Genomic DNA, 12,068 nt, shown 5'->3' on the forward strand with positions numbered 1-12,068 from the left:
TCACATGGCCAACATGTGATGCTTGATGAGGCGAAATCATATACACTATCAGTTACATCTGTTTCGTAATTATGGGAGTCAGCAATTGAAAGTTGGAGAAACCTTCAAAGAGTTTTTAATCAATCTCTCCGTAAAGAACCACGAGACAATTGAACTCCGGTATGGGGAAATCACATCCGCACTAAATAAAAAATTTCGTGACACAGAATCAAAAAAAGTGAACTGTTTGCAAGTGGGATCATATGGTCGATGGACAGCTATTGATGGAATATCAGATCTGGATATGCTGTATATTATGCCAAAGGGGAAGTGGCAAGAATACAATGTACCCGGAGGACAATCCAAAATCTTAGATGATGTTAAAGATGCAATAAAATCAAGATATTCGTCAACCAATATCAAAAAAGATCGCTTGGTAGTTTGCGTTACCTACAATGATTTTCACGTGGAAGTACAGCCAGTTTTTGAACAAGATGATGGAAGCTTTAAATACCCAGACACGTATAGTGGCGGAAAGTGGAAAATAACTAAACCACGCGAAGAAATACGTGCCATGAAGGATTTTAATGAAGAAAAGAATAATAACCTTCGCAGATTATGCAAAATGACCAGAGCATGGAAAAATTATCACGGAGTCGGGATGGGAGGCCTGTTAATTGATACGTTAGCGCATAATTTCCTGAGAAGCACGAACGACTACAATGACAAAAGCTACATGTATTACGATCACATGTGCCGAGATTTTTTCAAATATCTCTCTGAAGAGCCAAAAAAAGATAGATATGGAGCTCTAGGAAGTGGGCAGCACGTCAAGGTAAAAAAAGATTTTAGAAAAGCAGCAGAAAATGCATACAACCTATCTTTAGAAGCAATCGAAGCATCGATAAGCGAAGATAAAGATGCCAATAAAAAATGGAAAAAAATATTTGGTCGTCGCTTTCCTTCCAAGGTTCTTTTGGTCACCGAAGCGTATATCGCAAAATCCCTCTCTCAATACAGAAATACGGAAGAATTCATCGATGATAGGTTTCCAGTTGATGTTCGATACAACCTTCAATTAGAGTGCACAGTGAGTCAAAATGGCTTTCAACCTGCACTACTGAATTCATTTTTACAAAGAAGAATGCCCTTATCCATTAAAAAAGATTTAAAGTTCTATATTAGTGATAACGACACTCCAGAGCCATATTCTATTTATTGGAAAGTATTGAACCGAGGACCCAAAGCAAAAGCTAAGGACTGCATCAGAGGGCAAATAATCAAAGATGATGGAAAACACGAAAAAATAGAATCAACATCATTTTCAGGAGAGCACATTGTTGAGTGCTATGCGGTAAAAGACAACGTGGTTGTAGCGAAGGGTCGAATTGATGTACCAATTAGCGAAAATTAAATGAATAAAGAAAATTTACTCAATGATATCGCTGAAACCGGATACAACGTCGGTTTTGGTTCGTGCAAGCATTTCGCGACTTTCGATATAGTAACCAAGACACCTGGTTGGATTGGTTTCATATCGATTGCCTTCGGTGTATATGCTTTGATATTTGATTCATTGGCGGATAAATTTTATTCAGCCACTTTTGTCATAATTGGCGTGATTGGCTTGTATATTGCACTGTATGACGAAAAGAAATCTAATTACGAAGAAGTTGGCATTGAACTTAGGAAATTATATAATGCACTTCGCCAACTATACCTAAAAGTCAATTGCTCAAATCAAACAAATTTCGACGATTACATTAAAGAACTTAAAGAAATAGAATCAAAATATTACAACGCAACTATATCAAAACAAATATTATTTAGTGATTGGTATGCGCATTATAAATTTTTTTGGCAATTACAAATTGATTGGATCCACAAACAAAAAAACTTTCGTTTTTTTAGAGACAAAATACCACTAAGCGGTTACATAGCATTAATATTAGCCGTATTGGTACTGGTAACATCATTAATACCAAAACTCAAATTATTTTACGGGTGTGCATGAACGTTTATTACCTCCACATACCCAAGCACATTAAAAAATGCTGAGCTAAGAATAACTTTCCGTTATTACTAAATCAATCCAATAGCAATTTCAGCAATCACCGCATCCCGAGAACGTGCACGAATCTCGCCCCCACGCTCCCGCACCCCAACAAGGCAAACTCTGACGCCCGCCCCCACCCCCGCAGCCGCAGAATTTGCCCATGCTCGCTGCTTCTGCATCTGCCAATGCCCCACCCGCTGACGTCATCACCTTGACCGACAAAGGTCTGTACTGCGCGGCTGGGGATTTTTTTATTGATGCCTGGAAGCCGGTACACCGCACTTTTGTCACCCACGGCCACTCGGACCATGCCCATGTGGGGATGGGCGAGTACTACTGCAGCACAACCAGCGAACCCATTCTTCGCTGGCGGCTGGGGGAGCAGAACATCCATGCGCTGCCGTTTGGGCAGACCATCACGATGGGGGAAGTGCAGGTGTCGTTGCACCCGGCGGGGCACATTCTTGGTTCCGCCCAGGTGCGGGTGCAGCACGGCGATGCGGTATGGGTGTTTACCGGCGATTTCAAGCGCGAGCCAGACCCGACCTGCGAGGCGTTTGAGCTGCTGCGCTGCGACACCCTGATTTGCGAGGCGACCTTTGCCTACCCGGTGTACGCCTGGCCCACGATGGCCCATGAGGTAGAGCGCATTGAGCGCTGGGTGGCGCATTGCAAGGCGCAGGGCAAGGCGGCAGTGCTGTATGCCTACAGCCTGGGCAAGGCCCAGCGGGTGCTGGCGGGCTTGTCTGGCAAGCTGGATGCACCCGTGTTGCTGCATGGTGCGATGGCACGCGGCACCGATATTTACCGGCAGGCGGGTATTGCGCTAGCCGCCACCGAGATGGTGGCCGATGTGCCCACCGATACCGACTTTGCCGGCCGGATGGTGCTGGCACCGCCCTCCGCGCAAGATTCCGCCTGGCTCAAGCGCTTTAAACAGGTGGAGCAAGGCTTTGCCTCGGGCTGGATGCTGCTGCGCGGCAACCGGCGGCGGCGCAATATGCAGCGCGGCTTTGTCATATCGGACCATGCCGATTGGCAGGAACTCGTCGACACGATTACCGAAAGCGGCGCCCAGCGGGTGCTGGCTACCCATGGCAATACCGATGCGCTGATCCCCTACCTGCAGAGCCTGGGGATTCAGGCGGAGCGGCTGCGCACCGCCTATGGCGATGAAGAGGAGGCGGCCGAATGAACCGCTTTGTGGCGCTGTACCAGTTGCTGGACGAGGCCTCGGGCACACGCGACCGCGAGCTCGCCCTGCAGCAGTACTTTGCCGGCGCCACTGCGGCCGAAGCGACCTGGGCCGTGTATGTGCTGAGCGGCGGCAAGGTCAACACCGGCAAGAACCGGCTGGCCACCACCACCGAGCTGCGCAGCTGGGTGAGCGAGCTGACCGCCCTGCCGCTGTGGCTGGTGGAAGAGAGCTACCGCCAGGTGGGCGATTTGGCGGAGACCTTGTCGCTCTTGGTGGCGGCCTGGCAAAAGCAAAGCGCCAACCACCCTGAGCTGGTGGCTGCGCCCGGCGCTGCCGTGGCCCCCGATGCTGATGCGCCCTGGCATGCCTCCTTGCTGGGCGCAACCTTCAAGCCTCCCGACAACGACAGCCGTCTGGACGAATGGACTGAGCAATTTTTACTGCCGCTGGTGGCCGCCGATACCGAGCAGCGCAAGCGCGCGATCCAACAAGCCTGGCAGCAGCTGGACACGCCTTCGCGCCTGGTCTTTAACAAGCTCCTGACCGGATCGCTGCGCGCAGGCGTTAACAAGCGCAGCCTGCAAAACAGCCTGGCGCCCCTGGTGGGCATATCTGCCGCCGATATGGCCCACCGCATGGTGGGCGAATGGCTGCCCAGCGCCCAGGCCTATGAGGCCTTGATGGACCCGGACACCAGCGCGCAGCTGCTGGACAAGCCCTACCCCTTCTACCTCGCCTCCCCGCTGCCGCAAGAGCCAGCGGCACTGGGCGACCCCAAGGATTGGCTGGCTGAATGGAAATGGGATGGCATCCGCGTGCAGCTGGTGCGGCGCCAGGGCCATGCGCCTTACCTGTGGTCGCGCGGCGAGGAACGGCTGGATGGCCGCTTTCCCGAGCTGGAGACTGCTGCTGCGCTGCTACCGAGCGACATGGTGCTCGATGGTGAATTGCTGGCCTGGGACTACGAACAGAACAAGCCGCTGGGCTTTGTCGCGCTGCAAAGCCGTATCCAAAAGCGCAAGCCTTCGCCCAAGCTGATGCAGACGGTGCCAGCGCGCATATTGTTTTACGACCTGCTCGAGTTTGAACGCGACGACCTGCGCTCCCAGCCGCTGGAGCAGCGCCGCGTCAAGCTGGAGCGGATCATCCACCATGCCGACTTGCCCGCGCTGGGCATATCGCCGCAGTTGCCGTTTGACAGCTGGGATGCCCTGCCCCCGCTGCGCAACTCTGCTGCGGAGCAAAACGCCGAGGGGTTGATGCTCAAGGCGCTGGCATCGCCCTACAAGGAAGGCCGGCGCCGGGGCGACTGGTGGAAGTGGAAGGTGGACCCGTTCAGCATTGATGCGGTGCTGATCTATGCCCAAAGCGGCAGCGGCCGCCGCAGCACCTTGCACACCGACTACACCTTTGCCGTGTGGAGCGGCGATGCGCTGGTGCCTGTTGCCAAAGCCTACTCGGGCCTCACCGATGTAGAGATTTTGCGGCTGGACAAATGGATCCGCAGCCACACGGTGGAGCGCTTTGGGCCGGTGCGCTCAGTTACGCCCAGCCTCGTGTTTGAGATTGCCTTTGAAGGCGTGAACCGCTCCACCCGCCACAAATCGGGCGTGGCAGTGCGCTTTCCGCGCATCTTGCGTTGGCGCGAGGACAAGACCGCGCAAGATGCCGACCAATTGAGCGCCTTGCTGGAGCTGGCCGATGGCTGATCTGGACCAAACTACGGCCCCCAGCGGCCGCGCGATGCAGCGCGCGGCCAAGCGCTGGCGCGACTGGTTGAAGGAGCAGGACATAGGCGCGGCCGTCTTCCAGCAACAGGCTTGGCGCGCCTATGCCGAAGGGCACAGCGGTTTGGTATCGGCGCCCACCGGCCGGGGTAAAACCTTGGCGGCGCTGGGCGGGCCTTTGATGCAGGCGATGGCCGAGGCCGAGACGCCTGAAGGGCGTGCCAGCCATGGCCCGCGCATGCTGTGGGTGACGCCATTGCGCGCGCTGGCTAGCGATACCCGCGAACGCATCACCGGCCCGGTAGCAGCCGTGCTGCCCCATTGGCAAGTGGCGATGCGCACCGGCGACGCCACATCGCGCGACAAGCGGTTGACCGATACCGGCAAGGCGCAGCTGGTGGTGATAACGCCTGAGTCGCTTGCGCTGCTGCTGAGCCATGAGCGCAGCCGCGAGCAGTTCAGCCAGCTGCGCTGCATCGTGGTGGATGAGTGGCATGAGCTCTTGCCCAGCAAACGCGGCGTGCTGCTGCAGCTGAACCTGGCGCGCATCCAGGCGCTGGCACCTGGCGCGCAGGTCTGGGGTTTGTCGGCGACGATTGGCAACCTGGCAGAGGCCAGCGATGTGCTGCTGAGCGCCTGGCAGGTGAAGGAGCCGGCGCTGGTCCAGGACATGCGGCCCAAGCCTTTTCATCTGCACAGCATCACGCCGCCGCTGGGCACGCGCATGCCCTGGGCGGGGCATTTGGGCCTGGCCAATTTGGGCGAGGTGGCCAAGCTGGTGTTCAGCGCGCCCAGCACGATTGTGTTTACCAACACCCGCGCGCAGGCCGAGCTGTGGCACACGGCGCTGGCGAGCATATGGCCGGAAGATGCCGAGACCTTGGCGATCCACCACGGTTCGCTGGACCAGGGCGTACGGCAGTCGGTGGAGCAGCGCCTGCGCGCTGGCACCCTGCGCTGCGTGGTGGCGACCAGCAGCCTGGATTTGGGCGTGGACTTCCCGGCAGTCGAGCGCGTGATCCAGATTGGCGGGGCACGGTCTGTGGCCCGCATGGTGCAGCGCGCCGGCCGTGCCAAGCACCGGCCTGGTGCTGCCGTGCATGTGGAAGCCGTTGCCACCCAGGCGATGGACCTCGCAGAGTTTGCCGCCGTGCGCGAGCTGGCCGAGGCCCAGGTGTATGAGCGGCGCGAGCCCCTGCGCCTGTGCTTTGATGTGCTGAGCCAGCATGCGATGAGCGCGGCGCTGGCGGGGGGCTTCAGGCCGCCGGAGTTGTTGGCCGAGGTGCGGCGCACCGCAGCTTTTCGTGATCTGAGCGATGCCCAGTGGCAGGCGGTGCTGGCGTTTCTGGAGCATGGCAGCGATTCGCTCGTGCAGTACCCGCAGTACGAGCGCCTGCATTGCGAAGATGGCCTGTGCCAGCCAGCCAACACCGGCGTGGTGCGCATGCACCGCATGTCGATTGGCACGATCACTGCGCATGGGGCAGTCAATGTGCAGTACCTGCGCGGCGCGCGGCTGGGCTCGGTTGAAGAGGCGTTTATCGCGCGCCTGAACGCTGGCGATGTATTCAACTTTGCCGGCCGCAGCCTGGTGCTGGTGCGGCTGGAGAACAACACCGCCTGGGTGCGCCGCAGTGCCCAGGTGGGCCTGCTGACGCCCGCCTGGGCGGGATCGCTGATGCCGATGTCCTCATCCCTGGGCGAACGTATGCAGCAGCTGCTGAGCCAAGCCGCTGCCAGCCCTGCCGCCGATGACGCACCGCATGCGCGCGAGCTGCAATGGCTGCAGCCCTTGCTGCAGCTGCAAAGCCAGCGCTCGCTGGTGCCAGATGCCGACCAACTGCTGATCGAGCAGGTGGGCCAAACCCAAGCCCCCCAGGCGGGCAAGGCGGCGCCGCTGTTTGTCTACCCCTTTGCCGGCCGGGTGGCGCATGAGGGGCTGGCGGTGCTGATTGCCACGCGCCTGGCGCATCGGCAAGCCAATACCTTTGCCTGGGCCTGCAATGAGATCGGGCTCATGATCCAGCCCACCTTGCCCATCGACGCGAATGCGGTGGACTGGTCAGAGATATTTCAACTCGACGGGCTGGATACCGATCTGCGCTCTGCCGTGAACTTCAGCGAGCTGGCACGCAAGCGCTTCAAGGAAATTGCACAGATTGCCGGCCTGGTGCAGTCCAAGGTGCCGGGCAAGAAAAGCCGCGCCAGCGACCGGCAATTGCAGGTCTCGGCCAGCCTGCTGTTTGATGTGCTGAGCAAGTACGACCCCGAGCACCTGCTGCTGCGCCAGGCCCGCCAAGAGGCGCTGGACCAGGAGCTGCACCTGCCAACCATGCAAAGGCTGCTGACCAGCATTGCAGGGCGGCAGATCGCATTGCGCTTTCCGGCCAAACACACGCCGTTCTCGTTTGGGCTGTGGGCGGAGAGCTTTCGTGGCCAGCTCAGCAATGAGACCTGGCAGGACAAGGTGCGGCGCATGGCCGCGCAGCAAGAGCGCCAAAGCCTTGGCGACACCCACCACCGACAGGCCGCCCACCCGGGCGCCCCGACCCAGGGAGCGGCCCGCCGCGCGCGCCGCTCCCGGCAACCATAGGACCGTTCTTAATGGCAGGTACGCATTCCGCCCAGCTCTTCTCCCCGATTCAAGTCTCCCCCTCGCCCCAGGACCATGTTGCCGCCAGCATTGCCGGCATGGAGTTTTTAGTACTGGCAGAGCGGGCGCTGTTCTGGCCCCAGGAGAGCTTGCTGATCATTGCCGACCTGCACCTGGGCAAGAGCGATATCTTCCGGCGCCGAGGCGTGGCCGTGCCGCTGGAAGTGCAACGGCAAGACCTGCTGCGCCTGCACCAGGTCTTGCAGAAATGGCAGCCCCAGGAGCTGGTGATTCTGGGCGACTTTGTGCATGGCCGCTTTATTGGCGAAGACACCTTTCAGCTGTGGCAGAACCTGCGGCGCGCCAACCTCAAAACCCGATTTAGCCTGACACGTGGCAACCATGACCGCTTCTTGCAGACCGAAGCCTTGCTGCTCGATGACGTGCACACCCACCTGGTGCGCCACCAGGTGCTGATGAGCCATGAGCCCATGGGCCCGGGCGTGCACCACTTTGCGCTCAATATCCACGGCCATATCCACCCTGCCATGCGCGTGCCACAGCTGCGCAAGCGCCTGCCTTGCCTGGCCTACTCTGCGCCCTACCTGAACCTGCCGGCGTTTTCTGAGTTCACCGGCTCTGGGCCGATGGCCGTGCAGCCGCTGCATGCCTGGCTGTTTGCCGACGAGGGACATGCACCGGTGGCGGTGTACTAGCGGCCCGATTCGCTGCGTGGGCTGCGCCCGCCGCTGCCGCCCTTGGCGTTGTTCTGGTGTCTCGTTATCACCTGGTTTTTCGCGTCGGTTCTGCGCCATGTACAGGCCTACCACCAAGCCAGGTGTGCCTTTGCGCAGATCGGCTGATGCGGTAAACCGCCAAGCTCGCACGGGTAGGACGGCATTTGGACTACAAGAATTTCAAGCCCCAAAAGCAGAATGAAAGCCTTATCTAACAAGGAATAGCAATGGTTACCACCACATACGTAGAAGACGACCGTGTCGTCGCTGGCGCCGTACCACGCGCTATCGCGGGCCACAGTGAAAGCGCGGTCTCCTGGGCCGCCATTTTTGCCGGTGCGCTGGCTGCAGCGGTGCTGTCGCTGCTGCTGTTCATGCTCGGCGTCGGGCTGGGCCTGTCGTCGGTGTCGGTCTGGTCCGGCCGGGGCGCCGATGGCGACACCATTGGCTGGGGCGCGGTGGCCTGGCTGGTGTTCACCCAGCTGGCATCCGCTGGTGTCGGTGGCTATATTGCTGGCCGCCTGCGCACCAAGTGGCAAGGGGTGCACACCGATGAGGTGTACTTCCGCGACACCGCCCACGGCTTTCTGGCCTGGGCATTGGCCACGATGCTGATGGTCGCAGTGGCCGGGTCGCTGGCCGGTGCCGCCATCTCGGGCACGGCCAAGGCAGCCGGTGCGGTGGCGACCAGCGCTGCGCAAATCGTGGGCGGCGCCGCCAGCGGTGCGACCAGTGCCATCGGCGGAGCAGCGTCTGCTGCCATCACCGGCGCTGCCGGTGCCACCGTCGGCAAGGCCAGCGAATCGGGCTCGGACCTGAACTACTGGATCAACAGCCTGCTGCGCCAAGGCGGCCCCACCGAGCAGCAAAAGCAGGACATGAAGGACAGCGCGCAAAACGCCGCCCAGAAGGCCCGCTCCGCCGCCGATGACGCCAGCGAGATGAGCACCGTGTTTGTGCACTCGCTGCAAGCTGGCTCGCTGTCCAATGACGACCGCCAGTACCTGGGCCGCCTGGTGGCACAGCGCACCGACATGAGCCAGGAAGAGTCCGAGAAGAAGGTGCAGGCCACCTACGACCAGGTCAAGCAACAGATCGACAAGGCCAAGCAAGCTGCGCAGGACGCCGAAGTGAAGGCCAAGCAAGCGGCCGAGCAAGCCCGCAAGGCCACCGCCTACTCGCTGCTGTGGATGTTTGTGGTGCTGCTGATCGGGGCCTTTGTGGGCAGCCTGTCTGCCACCTTTGGCGGCCGCCAGCGCGACGCGTAATTGACCATCGACCTGACCTGAACACAACCTTTGCCCACGGGCAAACCTAGAAAGGAACCACCATGCGATCCATCCTGCTGTGGCTGATTGGCGTACCAATCCCTATCATCATTTTGATTGCGCTGTTCTTCCACTAAGAACAGCCCCCCAAGACACCCAGGCCGCCCACCAGCGGCCTTTTTTGCGCCCCACTGACACAGGAGGCGGGCGAGCTGCTCGGAGTACGCATACAGCCAAGCCCTCCAAACGCCTACAAGCGCGCTGCCGCGCAGCGGTCATCCTTGAAGGCTTGAGCCCACCGGCAGACATGCACTGCCACCCTAACTTGGAGATCCACGATGACCACCCGCAAAACGACTTCGTCCGCAGCCCCCACCCAAGGCGCTGGGGGCGAGCTGCACGAGCAGGCCGGTGACGGCCACCCGGTAATGACCACGCAGCAAGGCATTCCGGTATCCGACAACCAGAACTCGCTGCGCGCCTTCAATCGGGGCCCCACCCTGCTCGAAGACTTTGTGCTGCGCGAGAAGATCACCCACTTTGACCACGAGCGCATTCCAGAGCGCATCGTGCATGCACGCGGCACGGCAGCGCATGGCTACTTTGAGCTGAGCCACTCGCTGAAGAAATACACGACGGCCAAGGTGCTGACCGAAGTCGGCAAGAAGGTGCCGATCTTTGCGCGCATGTCCACGGTGGCAGGCGGCGCCGGCTCGGTCGATACACCCCGCGATGTGCGCGGTTTTGCGATCAAGCTCTACACCGAGGAAGGCAACTGGGACCTGGTGGGCAACAACATCCCGGTGTTCTTTATCCAGGACGCGATGAAGTTCCCCGACCTGGTGCACGCCGTGAAGATGGAACCGGACCGGGGCTTTCCGCAAGCTGCTTCGGCGCATGACACGTTTTGGGATTTCATCTCGCTGATGCCCGAGTCGATGCACATGATCATGTGGGCGATGAGCGACCGCGCCATTCCGCGCAGCCTGCGCACCATCGAAGGCTTTGGCGTGCACAGCTTTCGCCTCATCAACGACCAGGGCGAGAGCACCTTTGTGAAGTTCCACTGGCGCCCGCAGCTGGGTATCCAGTCGACGGTGTGGGACGAGGCGGCCAAGCTGCAAGCGGCCGACAACGACTTTCACCGCCGTGACCTGTTCGAAGCGATCGAGGCCGGCCATGCCCCCGCCTGGGATTTGTTTGTGCAGCTGTTCACGCAGGAAGAAGCCGATGCCCTGCCCTATGACCACCTGGACCCGACCAAGATCATTCCGGAAGAAGTGATTCCGCTCACCAAGATCGGCAGCTTTACCCTGGACCGCTGGCCGGACAACTTTTTTGCCGAGACCGAGCAGGTGGCGTTTTGCCCGGCCAATGTGCCGCCCGGTATTGATTTTTCGAACGACCCGCTGCTGCAAGGCCGCTTGTTCTCGTACCTGGACACGCAGCTGTCGCGCCTGGGCGGGCCGAACTTTACGCAGATCCCCGTGAATGCGCCCAAGTGCCCGTTTGCGCACACCCAGCGCGATGGCCATATGCAAACCCAGGTGCCCAAGGGCCGTGTGGCCTATGAGCCATCGAGCCTGGACCCGAACTCGCCCCGCGAATCGCGCGCCCAGGGCTTCCGCTCGTTTGCGCAACCGTCGGAGGCCGATGCCAAGAGCCGCATCCGCCCCGAAAGCTTTGCCGACCATTACAGCCAGGCGCGCCTGTTCTACACCAGCCAGAGCGAGATAGAACAGGCGCATATGGCCTCGGCGCTGGTGTTTGAGCTGTCCAAGGTGCAGACGCCCCATGTGCGCGAAGCGATGGTCGCCCATCTGCTGGTGATTGACAGCGACCTGGGTAAGCGCGTGGCCAAGGGCCTGGGCCTGGCTGCGCTGCCCAAACCGGCCAAGCCGGCGGTGCCCGTGCAGGACCTGCCGCCCAGCCCTGCGCTGCGCATCATCGACCGCATGAAGCCGACCCTGGAAGGCCGCTGCGTGGCGATCTTGGTGGACGATGGCTCCAACGCCGAGAATGTGGCCGCGCTGCAAAAAGCGATCCTGGCCGAGAAGGCGATGGTCAAGATCATCGCCCCCAAGATTGGTGGAGCGACCTTGAGCGATGGCAAGCACATCGCCGCCGACGCGCAGCTGGCCGGCGCGCCATCGGCGCAGTTCGATGCGGTCGCCTCGGTGATCCCGATGGCATCGGGCGAGATGCTGAGCAAGGACAGCGCGGCGCAAGACTGGTTCCGCGATGCCTTTGGGCATCTGAAAGCCATTGCCGCTTGCAAGGCCACGCATCTGATCCTGGATGCCGCCGGTGTGAAACCCGATGAAGGCGTGTTTGACCCCAAGGATGTGGCCGGCTTTATTGCCGGTGCCAAGACCCGATTCTGGGAGCGCGAGCCAACGTTGCGTACCTTGGCTTGATACCTTAGTGGCGGGTTAGATCGCCGAGGCCTGGGCCTTGGGCCCACCGTGGTCGACGCCGAACCAAAGGCGCTGCAGTGAAAGCTGCGGCGC

Annotated in this window: 8 protein-coding genes; all 8 read left to right on the forward strand. The window is 59.7% G+C overall.

What is annotated here, in order from left to right:
• Positions 1–85 precede the first annotated feature (85 nt).
• The 8 genes from N4T19_RS09765 (at position 86) to N4T19_RS09800 (ending at position 11,975) form a co-directional block, all read left to right on the forward strand.
• The gene (locus N4T19_RS09765; protein ID WP_260720087.1) at positions 86–1,393 is read left to right on the forward strand and encodes an SMODS domain-containing nucleotidyltransferase; all 1,308 of its coding nucleotides are present in this window, start codon (positions 86–88) and stop codon (positions 1,391–1,393) included.
• On the forward strand, positions 1,394–1,993 hold the full coding sequence (locus N4T19_RS09770; RefSeq protein ID WP_260720089.1) for an SLATT domain-containing protein: 600 nt from the start codon (positions 1,394–1,396) through the stop codon (positions 1,991–1,993).
• 202 nt (positions 1,994–2,195) lie between these two features.
• Entirely contained in the window at positions 2,196–3,230 is a 1,035-nt protein-coding gene (locus tag N4T19_RS09775) for a ligase-associated DNA damage response exonuclease (protein WP_260720091.1), read from the forward strand.
• The gene (locus N4T19_RS09780; RefSeq protein ID WP_260720093.1) at positions 3,227–4,942 is read left to right on the forward strand and encodes an ATP-dependent DNA ligase; all 1,716 of its coding nucleotides are present in this window, start codon (positions 3,227–3,229) and stop codon (positions 4,940–4,942) included. The genes N4T19_RS09775 and N4T19_RS09780 overlap by 4 nt, the downstream gene beginning before the upstream one ends.
• On the forward strand, positions 4,935–7,553 hold the full coding sequence (locus N4T19_RS09785) for a ligase-associated DNA damage response DEXH box helicase (protein ID WP_260720095.1): 2,619 nt from the start codon (positions 4,935–4,937) through the stop codon (positions 7,551–7,553). Before N4T19_RS09780 ends, N4T19_RS09785 begins: the two co-directional genes overlap by 8 nt.
• Before the next feature lie 11 nt (positions 7,554–7,564).
• Positions 7,565–8,269 carry a ligase-associated DNA damage response endonuclease PdeM gene (gene pdeM, locus N4T19_RS09790; protein ID WP_116925787.1) on the forward strand — a complete coding sequence of 235 codons (705 nt, stop codon included), beginning with the start codon at positions 7,565–7,567 and terminating at the stop codon, positions 8,267–8,269.
• Positions 8,270–8,517: 248 nt separating this feature from the next.
• A complete protein-coding gene (locus N4T19_RS09795) occupies positions 8,518–9,558 on the forward strand; it encodes a hypothetical protein (protein WP_232539410.1) in 1,041 nt (346 codons plus the stop codon).
• 338 nt (positions 9,559–9,896) lie between these two features.
• A complete protein-coding gene (locus N4T19_RS09800; protein ID WP_260720097.1) occupies positions 9,897–11,975 on the forward strand; it encodes a catalase in 2,079 nt (692 codons plus the stop codon).
• The last annotated feature ends 93 nt before the right edge of the window (positions 11,976–12,068 follow it).

The organism is Comamonas squillarum (assembly GCF_025309455.1).
In the GTDB taxonomy this organism is placed as follows: Bacteria; Pseudomonadota; Gammaproteobacteria; order Burkholderiales; family Burkholderiaceae_C; genus Comamonas; species Comamonas squillarum.